This window comes from Leclercia sp. TB492, from assembly GCF_049974505.2.
Lineage (GTDB): Bacteria > Pseudomonadota > Gammaproteobacteria > Enterobacterales > Enterobacteriaceae > Enterobacter > Enterobacter adecarboxylatus_C.
Genome location: NZ_CM127572.1, coordinates 3,024,808 through 3,042,268, shown reverse-complemented (window position 1 = coordinate 3,042,268; position 17,461 = coordinate 3,024,808). Strand labels below are relative to the sequence as shown.

Annotated in this window: 15 protein-coding genes; all 15 read left to right on the top strand. The window is 56.1% G+C overall.

The window, feature by feature from the left end; genetic code table 11:
* Nucleotides 1-10: 10 nt before the first annotated feature.
* The 15 genes from wcaE to galF all read left to right on the top strand — a co-directional run bounded on the left by wcaE (nt 11) and on the right by galF (nt 17,224).
* Nucleotides 11-757, top strand: coding sequence for a colanic acid biosynthesis glycosyltransferase WcaE (gene wcaE / locus ACP4QI_RS14480; protein WP_142486382.1), 747 nt, complete (start codon nt 11-13; stop codon nt 755-757).
* Nucleotides 758-772: 15 nt separating this feature from the next.
* The gene (wcaF, locus tag ACP4QI_RS14475; RefSeq protein WP_156264207.1) at nt 773-1,321 is read left to right on the top strand and encodes a colanic acid biosynthesis acetyltransferase WcaF; all 549 of its coding nucleotides are present in this window, start codon (nt 773-775) and stop codon (nt 1,319-1,321) included.
* Between the two features lie 27 nt (nt 1,322-1,348).
* Nucleotides 1,349-2,470 (top strand): GDP-mannose 4,6-dehydratase, encoded by a 1,122-nt coding sequence (gmd, locus tag ACP4QI_RS14470; RefSeq protein ID WP_106993498.1) that lies wholly within the window; start codon nt 1,349-1,351, stop codon nt 2,468-2,470.
* Nucleotides 2,471-2,472: 2 nt separating this feature from the next.
* The gene (gene fcl, locus ACP4QI_RS14465) at nt 2,473-3,438 is read left to right on the top strand and encodes a GDP-L-fucose synthase (RefSeq protein WP_142486380.1); all 966 of its coding nucleotides are present in this window, start codon (nt 2,473-2,475) and stop codon (nt 3,436-3,438) included.
* Nucleotides 3,439-3,440: 2 nt separating this feature from the next.
* Nucleotides 3,441-3,914 carry a GDP-mannose mannosyl hydrolase gene (locus ACP4QI_RS14460; RefSeq protein ID WP_142486379.1) on the top strand — a complete coding sequence of 158 codons (474 nt, stop codon included), beginning with the start codon at nt 3,441-3,443 and terminating at the stop codon, nt 3,912-3,914.
* Nucleotides 3,911-5,134: a colanic acid biosynthesis fucosyltransferase WcaI gene (gene wcaI / locus ACP4QI_RS14455; RefSeq protein WP_156264205.1), complete on the top strand. Its 1,224-nt coding sequence runs from the start codon at nt 3,911-3,913 to the stop codon at nt 5,132-5,134. Before ACP4QI_RS14460 ends, wcaI begins: the two co-directional genes overlap by 4 nt.
* Before the next feature lie 3 nt (nt 5,135-5,137).
* A complete protein-coding gene (cpsB, locus tag ACP4QI_RS14450; RefSeq protein WP_231311921.1) occupies nt 5,138-6,574 on the top strand; it encodes a mannose-1-phosphate guanyltransferase in 1,437 nt (478 codons plus the stop codon).
* 109 nt (nt 6,575-6,683) lie between these two features.
* A complete protein-coding gene (gene cpsG / locus ACP4QI_RS14445; RefSeq protein ID WP_426495263.1) occupies nt 6,684-8,054 on the top strand; it encodes a colanic acid biosynthesis phosphomannomutase CpsG in 1,371 nt (456 codons plus the stop codon).
* 49 nt (nt 8,055-8,103) lie between these two features.
* Nucleotides 8,104-9,498, top strand: a complete 1,395-nt coding sequence (wcaJ, locus tag ACP4QI_RS14440) for an undecaprenyl-phosphate glucose phosphotransferase (RefSeq protein ID WP_142486375.1) — start codon at nt 8,104-8,106, stop codon at nt 9,496-9,498.
* Between the two features lies 1 nt (nt 9,499).
* Nucleotides 9,500-10,978: a colanic acid undecaprenyl disphosphate flippase WzxC gene (wzxC, locus tag ACP4QI_RS14435; RefSeq protein ID WP_426495264.1), complete on the top strand. Its 1,479-nt coding sequence runs from the start codon at nt 9,500-9,502 to the stop codon at nt 10,976-10,978.
* A 51-nt stretch (nt 10,979-11,029) separates the two neighbouring features.
* On the top strand, nt 11,030-12,310 hold the full coding sequence (wcaK, locus tag ACP4QI_RS14430) for a colanic acid biosynthesis pyruvyl transferase WcaK (protein ID WP_426495265.1): 1,281 nt from the start codon (nt 11,030-11,032) through the stop codon (nt 12,308-12,310).
* Nucleotides 12,307-13,527 (top strand): colanic acid biosynthesis glycosyltransferase WcaL, encoded by a 1,221-nt coding sequence (wcaL, locus tag ACP4QI_RS14425; protein ID WP_426495266.1) that lies wholly within the window; start codon nt 12,307-12,309, stop codon nt 13,525-13,527. Before wcaK ends, wcaL begins: the two co-directional genes overlap by 4 nt.
* Before the next feature lie 13 nt (nt 13,528-13,540).
* On the top strand, nt 13,541-14,929 hold the full coding sequence (gene wcaM, locus ACP4QI_RS14420) for a colanic acid biosynthesis protein WcaM (protein ID WP_426495267.1): 1,389 nt from the start codon (nt 13,541-13,543) through the stop codon (nt 14,927-14,929).
* 192 nt (nt 14,930-15,121) lie between these two features.
* On the top strand, nt 15,122-16,117 hold the full coding sequence (locus ACP4QI_RS14415; RefSeq protein ID WP_156264198.1) for an NAD-dependent epimerase/dehydratase family protein: 996 nt from the start codon (nt 15,122-15,124) through the stop codon (nt 16,115-16,117).
* Nucleotides 16,118-16,327: 210 nt separating this feature from the next.
* Entirely contained in the window at nt 16,328-17,224 is an 897-nt protein-coding gene (galF, locus tag ACP4QI_RS14410) for a GalU regulator GalF (RefSeq protein WP_156264197.1), read from the top strand.
* Nucleotides 17,225-17,461: the final 237 nt, after the last annotated feature.

Genomic DNA, 17,461 nt, shown 5'->3' with positions numbered 1-17,461 from the left:
GAGGTGGTTTATGTTACTCAGCGTTATTACTGTTGCCTTCCGTAACCTTGACGGCGTGGTAAAAACCTGGCGGTCGCTACGCAATCTGGCCCGCGATCCCAGCCTCAGCTTTGAATGGATTGTGGTAGATGGCGGTTCGAACGACGGCACGGCGGAGTTTCTCGAAAAACTGAACGGGGAGTTCAACTTACGTTACGTCAGCGAGAAGGACCGCGGTATCTACGATGCGATGAATAAAGGCATCGATATGGCCCAGGGGCGTTACGCCATCTTCCTTAACTCCGGCGATATTTTTCATGACGACGTGGCGCAGTTTGTACGCCAGCTCAACCGGGTGCAGGGTAACGCCATGGTCATGGGCGACGCCTTACTCGATTTTGGCGACGGCAATAAAGTCCGCAGGGCAGCGAAGCCGGGCTGGTATATTTACCACAGCCTGCCGGCCAGCCATCAGGCGATTTTCTTTCCCCTGAGTGGATTAAAAACGTACCCCTACGATCTGCAGTATCGCGTCTCGTCAGATTACGCCCTGACCGCCAGAATGTATAAAGCCGGTTATCCGTTTAAACGACTGCCGGGCCTGGTCTCTGAATTTTCGATGGGCGGGGTGTCAACCTCGAATAATCTTGAATTATGCCAGGATGCAAAAAAAGTGCAGCGCCAGATATTGCGCATGCCGGGCGTGCTCGCGGAATTATCTTATTTATTACGTCTGAAAACGACGGGTAAAACCAAAGCCTTATATAACAAAGCCTGAATATAAGGAAACACAATGCAGGAATTAAGTGGCTTCTCTGTGCCAAAAGGTTTTCGTGGCGCAGGCGGTATTAAGGTGCAGTTATGGTGGGCAGTGCAGGCAACGTTATTTGCCTGGTCACCACAAATAATGTACCGCTGGCGCGCCTTTTTATTACGCCTGTTTGGCGCAAAAATCGGAAAAAACGCAGTGATTCGACCGTCGGTAAAAATTACCTACCCGTGGAAATTAACCTTAGGGGATAACGCCTGGGTGGGCGATGACGCGGTGTTATATACGCTGGGTGATATTTCGATTGGTGCCAATTCGGTGGTATCGCAGAAGTGTTATCTCTGTACCGGCAGTCACGATTATATGAGTCAACATTTTGATATTAATGCGCAGCCCATCACCCTGGGTGAGAAATGCTGGCTGGCGACCGACGTCTTTGTCGCGCCCGGCGTTTCCATCGGCGATGGCACCGTTGTGGGTGCGCGCAGCAGTGTTTTTAAATCGCTACCGGCAAATAAGCTTTGCCGTGGCAATCCCGCAGTGGCGATACGCGAACGCGTTGAAACTGAATAACTTCTGATAAGTCTGGAGAAAATAAACATGTCTAAAGTCGCTCTCATCACCGGCGTTACCGGACAGGATGGTTCTTATCTGGCGGAACTCCTGCTGGAAAAAGGCTACGAAGTGCACGGAATCAAACGTCGTGCCTCCTCGTTTAACACCGAGCGCGTGGATCATATCTACCAGGATCCGCATGCAGCAAACCCGAAATTCCACCTGCACTACGGTGACCTGACCGACAGCTCCAACCTGACCCGTATTCTGCAGGAAGTGCAGCCGGATGAGGTCTACAACCTGGGCGCGATGAGCCACGTAGCGGTCTCCTTCGAATCCCCGGAATACACCGCCGACGTGGATGCGATGGGTACCCTGCGTCTGCTGGAAGCCATTCGCTTCCTTGGTCTGGAGAAGAAAACCCGTTTCTACCAGGCGTCCACCTCCGAGCTGTATGGCCTGGTGCAGGAGATCCCGCAAAAAGAGACGACCCCGTTCTACCCGCGCTCGCCGTATGCTGTGGCTAAAATGTACGCCTACTGGATCACCGTGAACTACCGTGAGTCCTACGGCATCTACGCCTGTAACGGCATTCTGTTCAACCACGAATCCCCGCGCCGCGGCGAAACCTTCGTCACCCGTAAGATCACCCGCGCTATCGCCAACATTGCCCAGGGTCTGGAATCCTGCCTGCACCTCGGCAACATGGACTCCCTGCGTGACTGGGGCCATGCCAAAGACTACGTGAAAATGCAGTGGATGATGCTGCAGCAGGAAAAACCAGAAGACTTCGTTATCGCCACCGGCGTGCAGTACTCCGTACGTCAGTTCGTTGAGATGGCGGCAGCCCAGCTGGGTATCAAACTGCGCTTTGAAGGCACCGGCGTGGAAGAGAAAGGTATCGTCGTTTCCGTCACCGGCCATGACGCACCGGGCGTGAAGCCGGGCGATGTGATTGTCCAGGTTGACCCGCGCTACTTCCGTCCTGCTGAAGTGGAAACCCTGCTCGGCGACCCAAGCAAAGCGCACGAAAAACTGGGCTGGAAGCCGGAAATCACCCTCCAGGAGATGGTGTCAGAGATGGTGGCCCACGATCTTGAAGCGGCGAAGAAACACTCCCTGCTCAAGTCCCATGGCTACGAGGTTGCCATCGCGCTGGAGTCCTGAGTATGAGCAAACAACGAATTTTTGTTGCCGGTCATCGCGGGATGGTGGGTTCCGCGATTGTCCGCCAGCTGGAACAGCGCGGCAACGTTGAACTGGTGCTGCGCAATCGTGATGAACTGAACCTGCTGGATGCGGGCGCGGTACAGGCCTTCTTTGCCGAACAGCGTATCGATCAGGTCTATCTGGCGGCGGCAAAAGTGGGCGGTATTGTTGCAAACAATACCTACCCGGCGGACTTCATCTACGAAAACATGATGATCGAGAGCAACATCATTCACGCTGCGCATCTGCATAACGTGAACAAGCTGCTGTTCCTCGGATCCTCCTGTATCTATCCGAAGATGGCGAAACAGCCGATCGCCGAGAGCGAGCTGCTGCAGGGCACCCTTGAAGCCACCAACGAGCCCTACGCCATCGCCAAGATTGCCGGGATCAAGCTGTGCGAATCCTATAACCGCCAGTACGGTCGCGACTATCGCTCGGTGATGCCGACCAACCTGTACGGCCCGAACGATAACTTCCACCCGAGCAACTCGCACGTGATCCCGGCGCTGCTGCGTCGTTTTCACGAGGCGACCGTCAGCAACGCGCCGGAAGTGGTGGTGTGGGGCAGCGGCACGCCGATGCGCGAGTTCCTGCACGTGGATGATATGGCTGCCGCCAGCATTCACGTGATGGAGCTGGCCCGCGAGGTGTGGCAGGAGAACACCGAGCCGATGCTGTCGCACATCAACGTCGGCACCGGGGTGGACTGCACCATTCGCGAGCTGGCCGAGACCATCGCTCAGGTGGTGGGATACAAGGGGCGCGTGGCCTTCGATGCCAGCAAACCCGACGGCACGCCGCGCAAGCTGCTGGATGTGACTCGTCTGCATCAGCTGGGCTGGTTCCATGAGGTGACGCTGGCCGCAGGGCTGGCCAGCACTTACCAATGGTTCCTGGAAAACCAGCAGCGCTTCCGGGGGTAGATATGTTTTTAAGTCAGGAAGATTTTGCCACTGTGGTGCGTTCCACGCCGCTGATCTCCATCGATTTGGTTGTGGAGAACGAGCGGGGCGAGTTCCTGCTCGGGCAGCGTACCAACCGTCCGGCGCAGGGCTACTGGTTCGTGCCGGGGGGGCGGGTGCAGAAAGACGAGACGCTGGAAAATGCTTTCGCGCGTCTCACTGAGGCGGAGCTGGGGCTGCGCCTGCCGATGACGGCGGGGCAGTTCTACGGGGTCTGGCAGCACTTCTATGACGACAACTTTTCCGGCACCGGTTTCACCACCCACTACGTGGTGATCGGGTATCGCCTGCAGGTGAATCAGGCAGACCTGCGTCTGCCTGATTCCCAACACGACGACTACCGCTGGCTGAAACCGGACGCCCTGCTGGCAAGCGATAACGTTCATGACAACAGCCGGGCCTATTTCCTGGATCAGGTTGGGGTACCGGGACTATGAAGATCCTCGTGTACGGCATTAACTACTCTCCCGAACTTACCGGTATCGGCAAATACACCGGCGAGATGGTGGAGTGGATGGCCAGCCAGGGTCATGAGGTGCGGGTCATTACGGCCCCGCCTTACTACCCGGAATGGAAAGTGGGCGAGCGCTATTCAAGCTGGCGCTACCGCCGTGAAGAGGGGGCTGCCACCGTCTGGCGCTGCCCGCTGTACGTGCCTAAGCAGCCCTCAACCTTAAAGCGTTTGATTCACCTGGGCAGCTTTGCCCTGAGCAGTTTCTTCCCGCTGATGGCGCAACGTCGCTGGAAGCCGGATCGCATTATCGGCGTGGTGCCGACCCTGTTTTGCACCCCGGGCATGCGCCTGCTGGGCAAACTCTCCGGGGCCCGCACCCTGCTGCACATTCAGGATTATGAAGTGGACGCCATGCTCGGTCTGGGCATGGCGGGCAAAGGCAAAGGCGGCAAAGTCGCGAAACTGGCCAGCGCCTTCGAGCGCAGCGGCCTGCACAACGTGGATTATGTCTCAACCATCTCCCGCTCAATGATGAACAAGGCGCAGGAGAAGGGCGTGGCGGCAGAGAAGGTGATCTTCTTCCCTAACTGGTCTGAAGTGGCGCGTTTTCGCGACGTCACGCCTGAAGACGTGGCGGCGCTGCGCGCACAGCTGGGTCTGGCTGAAGCGCAAAAGATTGTGCTCTATTCCGGCAATATCGGTGAGAAGCAGGGGCTGGAGAACGTCATCGACGCCGCCGCAGCGCTCAGCGATAAGCCCTGGCAGTTTGTGATTGTCGGCCAGGGAGGCGGTAAAGCGCGGCTGGAGAAAATGGCCCGCGAGCGCGGCCTGCAGAATGTTCAGTTCTTCCCGCTGCAGTCTTACGACGCCTTACCGGCGCTGCTGAAGATGGCCGACTGCCATCTGGTGGTGCAGAAGCGCGGCGCGGCGGATGCGGTTCTGCCCTCAAAGCTGACCAACATTCTGGCGGTAGGCGGCAACGCCGTGATCACCGCCGAAGCCCACACCGAGCTGGGCCAGCTGTGCGACACCCTGCCGGGGATCGCCGTGTGCGTGGAGCCCGAGTCGGTGCCCGCGCTGGTGGCCGGGATCGAACAGGCGCTGACAATGCCCAAAGAGAACAGGGTCGCCCGTGACTATGCCGAACGCACGCTCGAGAAAGAGAACGTGCTGAGCCAGTTTATTGCAGATATTCGGGGATAAATCATGAGTAAAAATACGTTGTACCCGGTGGTAATGGCAGGTGGCTCTGGCAGCCGGTTGTGGCCGCTCTCCCGCGTGCTCTATCCAAAACAGTTCCTCTGCCTGAAAGGGGAACTCACCATGCTGCAGACGACGGTGAACCGTCTGAATGGCGTGAATTGTGAAAGCCCGGTGGTGATCTGTAATGAACAGCACCGCTTTATCGTCGCCGAGCAGCTGCGTCAACTGAACAAGCTGACCGAAAACATCATTCTTGAGCCTGCCGGGCGCAACACCGCCCCGGCCATCGCCCTGGCGGCGCTGGCGGCGCAACGCAGCAGCCCGGATTGCGATCCGCTGATGCTGGTGCTGGCGGCGGATCACGTGATCCAGCAGGAAGAGGCCTTCCGCGATGCCGTGCGTTCAGCCATTCCCTATGCCGAAAGCGGCAAGCTGGTGACCTTCGGCATCGTGCCGGATCTGCCGGAAACCGGCTATGGCTATATTCGCCGCGGCAACGTCACGCCGGGCGAGGGCGACAGCCTGGCCTTTGACGTGGCGCAGTTTGTCGAAAAGCCGAATATGGAAACCGCCCAGGCCTACGTCGCCAGCGGTGAATATTACTGGAACAGCGGCATGTTCCTGTTCCGCGCCGGTCGTTATCTGGAAGAGCTGGCAAAGTTCCGTCCGGATATCCTGGATGCCTGCGAAAAAGCCATGGCAACCGTCGACCCGGATCTGGACTTTATTCGCGTCGATGAAGCCGCGTTCCTCGCCTGTCCGGAAGAGTCGGTGGATTATGCGGTAATGGAACGTACCGCTGATGCGGTAGTGGTCCCGATGGATGCGGGCTGGAGCGACGTTGGCTCCTGGTCCTCGCTCTGGGAGATCAGCGCCCAGACCCCGGAAGGCAACGTCCATCACGGGGATGTGATCAGCCATAAAACCGAGAACAGCTACGTTTATGCCGAATCCGGGCTGGTGACTACCGTCGGCGTCAAAGATCTGGTGGTGGTGCAGACCAAAGACGCGGTGCTGATTGCCGATCGCAACGCGGTGCAGGACGTCAAAAAAGTGGTGGAGCAGATTAAGGCCGATGGTCGCCATGAGCACCACATTCACCGCGAAGTCTACCGTCCATGGGGCAAATACGACTCCATCGACGAGGGCGATCGCTACCAGGTCAAACGCATCACCGTTAAACCGGGCGAAGGGCTGTCGGTGCAGATGCACCATCACCGCGCCGAGCACTGGGTGGTGGTGGCGGGTACCGCCAAAGTGACCATCGACGAGGTGGTGACGCTGCTGGGGGAAAACGAATCGATCTACATCCCACTGGGCGCGACCCACTGCCTGGAAAACCCGGGGAAAATCCCGCTCGACCTGATTGAAGTGCGCTCCGGCTCGTACCTGGAAGAGGACGATATTGTCCGCTTTGAGGATCGTTACGGGCGCGTATAGCGCTTACGCATTTGCCCGGTGGCGCTGCGCTTACCGGGCCTACGAAAAGATAAAAATTTAATTGGCCCTGTCCGGGTCGGGCCAACTGTTGCCTGAATAAGGGGTAATGATGCAAAAATTAACCTGTTTTAAAGCCTACGATATTCGCGGCAAGCTCGGTGAAGAGCTGAATGAGGACATTGCGTGGCGCATTGGCCGCGCGTACGGCGAATACTTAAAGCCGAAAACCATTGTGCTGGGCGGCGACGTGCGTCTGACCAGCGAATCCCTGAAGCTGGCGCTGGCGAAAGGGCTGCAGGACGCGGGCGTCGACGTGCTGGACATCGGTTTGTCCGGTACCGAAGAGATCTACTTTGCCACCTTCCATTTAGGCGTCGACGGCGGTATCGAAGTCACCGCCAGCCACAACCCGATGGACTACAACGGCATGAAGCTGGTGCGCGAAGGGGCTCGTCCGATCAGCGGCGACACCGGCCTGCGCGACGTGCAGCGTCTGGCGGAAGCCAACGATTTCCCGCCGGTGAACGAGGCGAAGCGCGGCAGCTATAAAACTATCGATCTGCGTGAGGCCTATATCGACCACCTGCTGGGCTACATCAATCTGGCGAACCTCAAGCCGCTCACGCTTGTGATCAACTCCGGTAACGGCGCGGCAGGCCCGGTGGTGGATGCCCTGGAAGCCCGCTTTAAGGCGCTTAACGCGCCGGTGACCTTTATCAAAGTTCACAACACCCCGGACGGTACCTTCCCGAACGGTATTCCGAACCCGCTGCTGCCGGAGTGCCGGGCCGACACCCGCAACGCGGTGATTGAGCACGGCGCGGACATGGGCATTGCTTTTGACGGCGATTTCGACCGCTGCTTCCTGTTCGACGAGAAAGGGCAGTTTATCGAGGGGTATTACATCGTCGGCCTTCTGGCGGAAGCCTTCCTCGAGAAAAACCCCGGCTCGCGCATTATTCACGACCCGCGTCTCTCCTGGAATACGGTGGATGTGGTCGCGGCGGCGGGCGGTACACCGGTGATGTCGAAGACCGGCCATGCGTTTATCAAAGAGCGGATGCGCGAAGAAGACGCGATTTACGGCGGCGAGATGAGCGCCCATCACTACTTCCGCGATTTTGCCTACTGCGACAGCGGGATGATCCCGTGGCTGCTGGTCACCGAACTGCTGTGCCTGAAGGGCCAGTCGCTGGGTGAGCTGGTGCGTGACCGCATGGCGGCCTTCCCGGCGAGCGGGGAGATCAACAGCACCCTCGCGGCCCCGGCCGAAGCGATTGCCCGGGTGGAGAACCACTTTGCTCTGCACGCGCTGGAGATCGACCGTACCGACGGCATCAGCATGACCTTCCCCCAGTGGCGCTTCAATTTACGCTCGTCGAATACCGAGCCGGTGGTGCGCCTGAACGTGGAATCCCGCGCCGATGCGGCGCTGATGGCGGCGCGAACGCAGGACATTATGGCGCTGTTGAATCAGTAATCCTTGCCCCTCTCCCGACGGGGGAGGGGACCCTGAAACAGGAACAACGATGACAAATCTAAAAAAGCGCGAGCGAGCCAAAACGAATGCATCGTTAATCTCTATGGTGCAGCGTTTTTCTGATATCACCATCATGTTCGGTGGCTTGTGGATGGTGTGTAAACTCAGCGGGCTGCCTTTCCTCTACATGCACCTGCTGATGGCGCTGATCGCGCTGGTGGTCTTCCAGATGATCGGCGGGATGACCGACTTCTACCGTTCATGGCGTGGCGTCAAGATCGCCACCGAGCTCCTGCTGCTGTTGCAGAACTGGACCTTAAGCCTGGTCTTCAGCTTCGGGCTGGTGGCGTTTAACAACGACTTTGATAATCGCTTTGCCACCTATTTTGCCTGGTACCTGCTCACCAGCGTGGGGATGGTGGTCTGCCGATCGCTTATCCGCTACGGCGCGGGCTGGCTGCGCAACCGCGGCTACAACACCCGTCGGGTGGCGGTGGCCGGGAGCATGCCCGCGGGACTGGCGTTGCTGGACGGTTTTCGCAAGGAGCCGTGGCTGGGATTTGACGTGGTCGGGGTCTATCACGACGCGCAGCCCGGCGGTGTCTCTGCTGACTGGGCCGGTAATTATTCCCAGCTGATTGACGATGCCAAAGCCGGCAAGATCCACAACGTCTACATCGCCATGCCGATGAGCGACGAAGCCCGCATCAAAACCCTGATGCGTAAACTGGCGGATACTACCTGCTCGGTGATCCTGATACCCGATGTCTTCACCTTTAACATCCTGCATTCCCGCATTGAAGAGGTAAACGGCGTGCCGGTGGTGCCGCTGTATGACACGCCGCTCTCCGGGCTCAACCGGGTGCTGAAGCGCGCGGAGGACATCGTCCTCTCCTCGATGATCCTGCTGCTGATCTCCCCGGTGCTCTGCGCCATTGCCCTGGCGGTGAAACTCACCTCAAAAGGGCCGGTGATCTTCCGCCAGACCCGCTACGGCATGGACGGTAAGCCGATCATGGTGTGGAAATTCCGCTCCATGAAGGTGATGGAAAACGACGAGGTGGTGACCCAGGCGACGCAGAACGACCCGCGCGTCACCCGCGTCGGTAACTTCCTGCGCCGCACCTCCCTCGACGAACTGCCGCAGTTTATTAATGTGTTAACTGGGGGCATGTCGATTGTCGGCCCGCGTCCGCACGCCGTGGCACATAACGAGCAGTATCGCGCCCTGATTGAAGGCTACATGCTGCGCCATAAAGTGAAACCGGGTATCACCGGCTGGGCGCAGATCAACGGCTGGCGCGGTGAAACCGACACCCTGGAGAAGATGGAAAAACGCATTGAGTTCGATCTGGAGTACATCCGTGAGTGGAGCCTCTGGTTCGATATCAAAATCGTTTTTCTCACCGTCTTCAAGGGCTTCGTGAATAAAGCGGCGTACTAACATGAGTTTACGTGAAAAAACCCTCAGCGGGGCAAAGTGGTCGGCTATCGCCACGGTGATCATCATCGGCCTCGGGCTGGTACAGATGACGGTGCTGGCGCGCATTATCGATAACCACCAGTTTGGCCTGTTGACCGTCTCGCTGGTGATCATCGCTCTGGCCGATACGCTGTCGGACTTCGGCATCGCCAACTCGATTATTCAGCGTAAGGAGATCAGCCAGCTGGAGCTGACCACCCTCTACTGGCTGAACGTTGGCCTTGGGGTGGTGGTATTTGTCGCACTTTTCCTGCTCAGTGATGTTATTGCTGACGCGCTGAATAACCCGGAGCTGGCCCCGCTGATGCGCGCCCTGTCGTTTGCGTTTGTGGTGATCCCCCATGGGCAGCAGTTCCGCGCCCTGATGCAAAAGGAGCTGGAGTTCAGCAAAATCGGCATGATCGAGACCAGCGCGGTGCTGGCCGGGTTTACCTTTACCGTGGTTAGCGCCCATTTCTGGCCGCTGGCAATGACCGCGATCCTCGGGTATCTGGTGAACTCTGCCGTACGCACCCTGCTGTTCGGCTACTTTGGCCGCAAGATTTACCGTCCTGGCTTCCACTTTTCGCTCTCTTCGGTATCGTCCAACCTGCGCTTCGGCGCCTGGCTGACTGCTGATAGCATCATCAATTACGTCAACACCAACCTTTCCACTTTAGTACTGGCGCGTATCCTCGGGGCCAGCGTGGCGGGGGGCTATAACCTGGCGTACAACGTGGCGGTGGTGCCGCCGATGAAGCTTAACCCGATCATCACCCGCGTGCTGTTCCCGGCCTTTGCCAAAATTCAGGACGACACTGAAAAGTTGCGGATCAACTTCTACAAGCTGCTGTCGGTGGTGGGGATCATTAACTTCCCGACCCTGCTGGGGCTGATGGTGGTTTCCGGAAATCTGGTGCCGCTGGTGTTCGGTGAAAAGTGGGTCAGCATTGTGCCGATCCTGCAGCTGCTGTGCGTGGTGGGGCTGCTGCGCTCGGTTGGTAACCCGATTGGTTCCCTGCTAATGGCCAAAGCCCGCGTCGATATCAGCTTCAAATTCAATGTGTTTAAAACATTCCTGTTTATCCCGGCGATCGTCATCGGCGGCCATCTGGCCGGCGCGATGGGGGTAACGCTGGGCTTCCTGCTGGTGCAGATAATCAATACCGTGCTGAGCTACTTCGTGATGATTAAGCCGGTGCTGGGCTCCAGCTATCGTCAGTACATCCTGAGCCTGTGGCTGCCGTTTTACCTGTCGCTGCCGACGCTGGCGGTGAGCTATGGCCTGGGTATCGTCCTTAACGGCCAACTGCCGCTGGCGGCGCTGTTGGCGGTGCAGGTGGCAGCCGGTGCGCTGGCCTTCGCGGTGATGATCGTGCTGTCGCGTAATGCGCTGGTGGTGGAGATCAAGCGTCAGTTCTGCCGCAACGAAAAGATTAAAACGCTGCTTCGCGCAGGCTAATTATTTCCTCCCCCTCACCCTTTGGGGAGGGGAATCTTTTAAGAGGTTATTATGAAATTACTGATTCTGGGCAACCATACCTGTGGTAACCGTGGTGACAGCGCCATTCTGCGCGGCCTGCTGGATGCCATTTACGCTCTGTCGCCGGAGACCGAAGTCGATGTGATGAGCCGCTACCCGGTGAGCTCCTCCTGGCTGCTGAACCGTCCGGTGATGGGCGATCCGCTCTACAGCCAGATGAAACAGCATAACAATGCCGCAGGCGTGATGGGGCGCGTGAAAAAGGTGCTGCGTCGCCGCTATCAGCACCAGGTGCTGCTGTCCCGCGTGACCGACACCGGCAAACTGCGCAACATTGCTATCGCTCAGGGCTTTACCGATTTTGTTCGTCTGCTCTCTGGCTACGACGCTATCATCCAGGTGGGCGGCTCCTTCTTCGTTGACCTCTACGGCGTGCCGCAGTTTGAGCATGCGCTCTGTACCTTTATGGCGAAAAAACCGCTGTTTATGGTCGGCCACAGCGTCGGGCCGTTCCAGGATCCGCAGTTCAACCAGCTGGCCAACTATGTGTTTGGCCACTGCGATGCCCTGATCCTGCGTGAGTCGGTAAGTCTGAATCTGATGCAGCGCAGCGAGATCGATACCACCAAAGTGGAGCAGGGTGTGGACACCGCCTGGCTGGTGGATCATCAGGAGGCGAACTTTACCCCGAGCTATGCCGTGCAGCACTGGCTGAACGTGGTGGGGCAGCAAAAAACCGTCGCCATTACCCTGCGCGAACTGGCCCCGTTCGACAAACGTCTGGGCACCACCCAGGCGGCCTACGAAAAGGCCTTTGCTGAGGTGGTCAACCGGGTACTGGACAGTGGTTATCAGGTGCTGGCGCTCTCCACCTGTACCGGGATCGACAGCTACAACAAAGATGACCGCATGGTGGCGCTCAACCTGCGCCAGCACGTCAGCGATCCGTCCCGATATCACGTGGTGATGGACGAACTGAACGACCTCGAGATGGGCAAACTGCTGGGGGCCTGCGATCTGACCGTCGGCACCCGTCTGCATTCCGCGATCATCTCCATGAACTTTGGTACCCCGGCCATTGCCATTAACTATGAACACAAGTCTGCCGGGATCATGCAGCAGCTGGGGATGCCGGAGATGGCGGTGGATATTCGCCATCTGTTGGATGGCTCCCTGGGCGCGATGGTGGGCGACACCCTCGGCCAGTTGCCAGCGATTAACGAACGCCTGGCGGTAGCGGTAAAAGCCGAACGTGATAACGGCATCAGGATGGTGAAATCGGTGCTGGATCGGGTCGGGGAGGGCAAATGAAGGTTGGTTTCTTCTTGCTGAAATTCCCGCTCTCGTCAGAAACGTTTGTGCTGAACCAGATCACCGCGTTTATTGATATGGGTTATGACGTGGAGATCGTCGCCCTGCAAAAGGGCGATACGCAAAATACCCACGCCGCCTGGACGCAGTACGACCTGGCCAGCAAAACCCGCTGGTTGCAGGACGAGCCGCAGGGCAAGCTGGAAAAACTGGGCTACCGCGCCCGCCAGACCCTGCGCGGGCTGCATCGCCCCGGCACCTGGAGGGCGTTGAATGTTTCCCGCTATGGCGCCGAATCGCGCAACCTGATCCTCTCCGCCATCTGCGGCCAGACGGCACGGCCCTGGCGCGCGGATGTTTTTATCGCCCATTTCGGCCCGGCGGGCGTCACGGCGGCCAAACTGCGTGAGCTGGGGGTTATCGAGGGGAAAATCGCTACCGTCTTCCACGGGATCGACATCTCCAGCCGGGAGGTACTGGCGCACTACACCCCGGAGTATCAACGCCTGTTTCAGCGTGGCGATATGATGCTGCCGATAAGCGATCTCTGGGCCGGGCGTCTGAAAAACATGGGCTGCCCGCCCGAAAAAATCACCGTCTCGCGCATGGGCGTGGATATGGATCGCTTTACCCAACGACCGGTGAAGGCCCCGGGAACTCCGCTGGAGATTATCTCAGTGGCACGCCTGACCGAGAAAAAAGGGCTGCACGTGGCGATCGAGGCCTGCCGGCAGCTAAAAGCGCGCGGGGTAGCTTTTCGCTATCGTATTCTCGGCATTGGTCCCTGGGAGCGCCGCCTGCGCACCCTGATCGAACAGTACGAGCTGGAGGAGTATGTCGAGATGCCGGGGTTCAAGCCCAGCCATGAGGTCAAAGCCATGCTCGATGCTGCCGATGTCTTCTTACTGCCGTCGGTCACCGGCACGGATGGCGATATGGAAGGCATCCCGGTGGCGCTGATGGAGGCGATGGCGGTGGGTATCCCGGTGGTTTCCACGGTACACAGCGGCATTCCTGAACTGATCGAACCCGGCCACTCCGGCTGGCTGGTGGAAGAGAACAACCCCGAGGCGCTGGCCACGCAGCTGGAGCGCTTCGCCGCGCTGGATGACCATGAGCTCTCGCCCGTGCTGCACAATGCGCGCCGGAAAGTCGAGAACGATTTTAATCAACACCTGATCAACCGGCAGTTAGCCACTCTGCTACAGACGCTTTAAAAAGGGAGGCGATATGCCGAAAGAGATGACGCGACGCGCGTTTGTCACTACCTGTTCCGTACTGGCCGCCGCATCCATGACAGGCGTGCGTGCCGCCGCGAGCGGCGCCACGGTGGACATCAGCCGGTATAACCGTCGTGATTGGATCGCAGCCTTCAAAAAGGCCTTTACCGACGGCGACACCGTGGTGGTACCGGCCGGGCTCACCTGCGACAACATCAACACCGCCATCTTTATCCCCGAGGGCAAAACCCTGCGCATCCGCGGCGCGCTGACCGGCAACGGACGGGGACGGCTGGTATTGCAGGATGGCAGTAAAGTGATTGGTGAAGGGGAGGGGCGCAGCGAAAACATCACCCTCGACGTTCGCGGCTCCGACTGCGTGATCCAGGGGCTGGCCATGAGCGGCTATGGCCCGGTAACCCAGATTTACATCGGCGGTAAAAAACCGCGGGTGATGCGCAACCTGCTGATCGACAATCTGCGGGTCACGAAGGCGAACTATGCGATCCTGCGTCAGGGGTTCCACAACCAGGTGGATGGCGCCAAAATCACCAACTGCCACTTCAGCTATCTACAGGGCGATGCCATTGAGTGGAACGTGGCGATCAACGACCAGAACATCCTGATCTCAGACCACGTTATCGACCATATCGACTGCACCAACGGTAAAATTAACTGGGGGATCGGCATTGGCCTGGCCGGAAGCACCTATGACAATGCCTACCCGGAAGACCAGGCGGTGAAGAACTTTGTGGTGGCCAATATCACCGGCAGCAACTGCCGCCAGTTAGTGCACGTTGAGAATGGTAAACACTTTGTTATCCGTAATGTTAAAGCCCGAAATATCACTCCGGACTTCAGCAAAAAAGCCGGGATCGATAACGCAACGGTAGCGATATATGGCTGCGATAACTTTGTCATCGATAATGTTGAAATGGTCGACAGCGCGGGGATGTTAATTGGCTACGGGGTGATCAAAGGCGATTATTTGTCGATACCGCAGAATTTTCGCCTGAACAATATTCACCTCGACAATCATAACCTTGCACGAAAATTGCGCGGAATACAGATCTCCTCCGGCAATGCCACTTCGTTTGTGGCGATCACCAATCTCGAGATGAAGCGCGCCACCCTTGAGTTACATAATAAACCGCAGCATCTTTTTATGCGTAATATCAACGTGATGCAGGACGCAGATAGAGGGCCGGCCCTGAAGCTGAATTTCGATCTGCGCAAGGATGTGCGCGGGAAATTTATGGCTCGCGAAGAGACGCTGCTCTCGCTGGCGAACATTAAGGCGATTAATGAGAAGGGGCAAAGTTCGGTAGATATTGACCGCATCGATCAGCATACGATTAATACGGAGCGGCTGAATTTTAGTCTGCCGACGAAGCGGTAGCAGACAATAAATGGATGAAATTTCAAGAGCCATCCTCTGGAACTCTTGAAATTTTGTTACTGAACTCACAACAATTAAGGACTATAATCCGAGCCATTAAATTACGGACTTCATCCCTTCTAACGCGTGATTCCTCATGAAAGGTACGATACGTTGTCAGGGGATACTTACACATTACAGAATGAGCGGTTTATGAACGAGAAAGTATTATTTATTGGTGCATCTGGTTTTGTGGGCACTCGTTTGATTGAGATTTCTCAGGGCGAGTTTGATGTCACCAACCTTGATAAACAGCAAAGTCACTTTTACCCAGAGATTACCGTGGCTGGTGATGTCCGTAATCAGGAACAACTCGACGCTGCTCTTGCCGGATTCAACACCGTAGTTTTACTTGCTGCAGAACATCGTGATGATGTGAGCCCAACATCGCTTTATTACGATGTTAATGTTCAGGGGACACGCAATGTTCTGGCTGCTATGGAAAAAAATGGTGTTAAAAACATCATTTTCACCAGTTCTGTGGCCGTGTACGGTTTGAACAAAGTTAACCCGAATGAAACACATCCTCATGACCCTTTCAATCACTATGGTAAGAGCAAGTGGCAAGCCGAAGAGGTACTCAGGGAGTGGCATGCTAAAGCGTCGTCTGAGCGTTCTCTGACTATCATTCGTCCGACAGTTATTTTTGGCGAGCGGAACCGGGGTAACGTGTACAATCTGCTCAAACAGATAGCTGGCGGTAAATTTGCTATGGTAGGTGCTGGAACTAACTATAAATCAATGGCATATGTTGGGAATATCGTAGAGTTTATCAAGTTCAAGCTCACTAATGTTCAGCCTGGTTATGAGGTTTATAATTATGTCGATAAGCCAGATCTGAACATGAATCAGTTAGTATCGGAAGTGGAAAAAAGCCTGAGTAAAAAAATTCCATCAGTACATCTCCCATACCCTTTAGGCATGTTAGGGGGCTATTGCTTTGATATTCTTAGCAAAGTGACGGGCAAAAAATATGCTATTAGTTCGGTCCGTGTAAAAAAATTCTGTGCAACAACGCAGTTTGATGCTCATAAAGTTCATAACTCCGGATTTAAAGCGCCTTACACATTATCACAAGGGCTTGACCGTACCTTAAAATACGAATTTGTGCATGAGAAGAAGGACGACATCACGTTTGTTTCTGAGTAGATGTTGAGCGATTGGTCGAAAAAAGGACTGTTACGAGCCAAATATCCTTAATTCCGACTATTCTGGGTCTAACTTTGTTCTGGATCGGGTTAAGTAATACTACTATTCAGCCAAAACGTGATTTGCATATGACGTGTTCAGGCTTTCGCGTCTGGGTTCTATCCTGCGAAACGTCTATACTTCGTCAATCCTCTTAAGGTGGAAAAGGTAATGGTTAATTTGAAAGCGGTCATTCCAGTAGCAGGTTTGGGCATGCATATGCTGCCAGCCACAAAGGCAATCCCTAAAGAGATGCTACCTATCGTTGACAAGCCAATGATTCAGTACATTGTCGACGAGATTGTTGCTGCAGGGATCAAAGAAATCGTTCTGGTTACCCATTCTTCGAAGAATGCGGTGGAAAACCACTTCGACACCTCTTACGAACTTGAGGCCCTTCTGGAGCAGCGCGTTAAGCGTCAGTTGCTGGCGGAAGTCCAATCTATCTGCCCGCCGGGTGTGACCATTATGAACGTTCGCCAGGCGCAGCCGCTTGGGCTGGGTCACTCTATTCTGTGCGCGCGTCCCGTTGTGGGAGATAACCCATTTGTAGTTGTTTTGCCGGATATCATTCTGGACAGCGCATCTGCCGATCCGCTGCGCTATAACCTTGCTGCCATGGTTGCACGTTTCAACGAGACTGGCCGCAGTCAGGTGCTGGCGAAGCGTATGAAAGGCGATCTGTCCGAGTACTCTGTTATTCAGACCAAAGAGCCGCTTGATTCAGAAGGTAAAGTCAGCCGTATCGTTGAGTTTATTGAGAAACCCGATCAGCCGCAGACTCTCGACTCCGATCTGATGGCAGTGGGTCGTTATGTATTAAACGCTGAAATCTGGACTGAGCTGGAGCAGACCGAGCCAGGTGCCTGGGATCGTATCCAGCTGACCGATGCGATTGCAGAGCTGGCGAAGAAGCAGTCTGTCGACGCGATGTTGATGACCGGCGACAGTTATGATTGCGGTAAGAAGATGGGATACATGCAAGCCTTTGTGCAATATGGCCTTCGTAATCTTAAAGAAGGGCAGAAGTTTCGTGAAAGTATGAAGAAGCTATTAACTAACGATTAACGGTTGGTTAGGCGTTGTCTTACGGCAGTGGATCATTCCAGGCTTTTATTGGCTCAGTGAATGGCACTGCCGTTTTTGTTTTTGAATATATTGTTTAATTTCAGTCGGTTAATTGCTGCTTTTTTGTATCGATAGCCTGGTTTTTTCCCTTGTTTCTAACAGCATTTAAGACGACAATTATTAATTGATTTGCGTCCTACCCTGTCACAACTATGCCAGGGTCAGACGGCAAAAAAC

Excerpts from the sequence above, each read along its gene's own strand:
- galF (WP_156264197.1), top strand. The coding sequence starts at position 16,328 with ATGGTTAATTTGAAAGCGGTCATTCCAGTAGCAGGTTTGGGCATGCAT.
- cpsB (WP_231311921.1), top strand. The coding sequence starts at position 5,138 with ATGAGTAAAAATACGTTGTACCCGGTGGTAATGGCAGGTGGCTCTGGC.
- wcaF (WP_156264207.1), top strand. The coding sequence starts at position 773 with ATGCAGGAATTAAGTGGCTTCTCTGTGCCAAAAGGTTTTCGTGGCGCA.
- gmd (WP_106993498.1), top strand. The coding sequence starts at position 1,349 with ATGTCTAAAGTCGCTCTCATCACCGGCGTTACCGGACAGGATGGTTCT.
- wzxC (WP_426495264.1), top strand. The coding sequence starts at position 9,500 with ATGAGTTTACGTGAAAAAACCCTCAGCGGGGCAAAGTGGTCGGCTATC.
- wcaE (WP_142486382.1), top strand. The coding sequence starts at position 11 with ATGTTACTCAGCGTTATTACTGTTGCCTTCCGTAACCTTGACGGCGTG.
- ACP4QI_RS14415 (WP_156264198.1), top strand. The coding sequence starts at position 15,122 with ATGAACGAGAAAGTATTATTTATTGGTGCATCTGGTTTTGTGGGCACT.
- wcaJ (WP_142486375.1), top strand. The coding sequence starts at position 8,104 with ATGACAAATCTAAAAAAGCGCGAGCGAGCCAAAACGAATGCATCGTTA.
- wcaK (WP_426495265.1), top strand. The coding sequence starts at position 11,030 with ATGAAATTACTGATTCTGGGCAACCATACCTGTGGTAACCGTGGTGAC.
- ACP4QI_RS14460 (WP_142486379.1), top strand. The coding sequence starts at position 3,441 with ATGTTTTTAAGTCAGGAAGATTTTGCCACTGTGGTGCGTTCCACGCCG.
- wcaL (WP_426495266.1), top strand. The coding sequence starts at position 12,307 with ATGAAGGTTGGTTTCTTCTTGCTGAAATTCCCGCTCTCGTCAGAAACG.
- fcl (WP_142486380.1), top strand. The coding sequence starts at position 2,473 with ATGAGCAAACAACGAATTTTTGTTGCCGGTCATCGCGGGATGGTGGGT.
- wcaM (WP_426495267.1), top strand. The coding sequence starts at position 13,541 with ATGCCGAAAGAGATGACGCGACGCGCGTTTGTCACTACCTGTTCCGTA.
- wcaI (WP_156264205.1), top strand. The coding sequence starts at position 3,911 with ATGAAGATCCTCGTGTACGGCATTAACTACTCTCCCGAACTTACCGGT.
- cpsG (WP_426495263.1), top strand. The coding sequence starts at position 6,684 with ATGCAAAAATTAACCTGTTTTAAAGCCTACGATATTCGCGGCAAGCTC.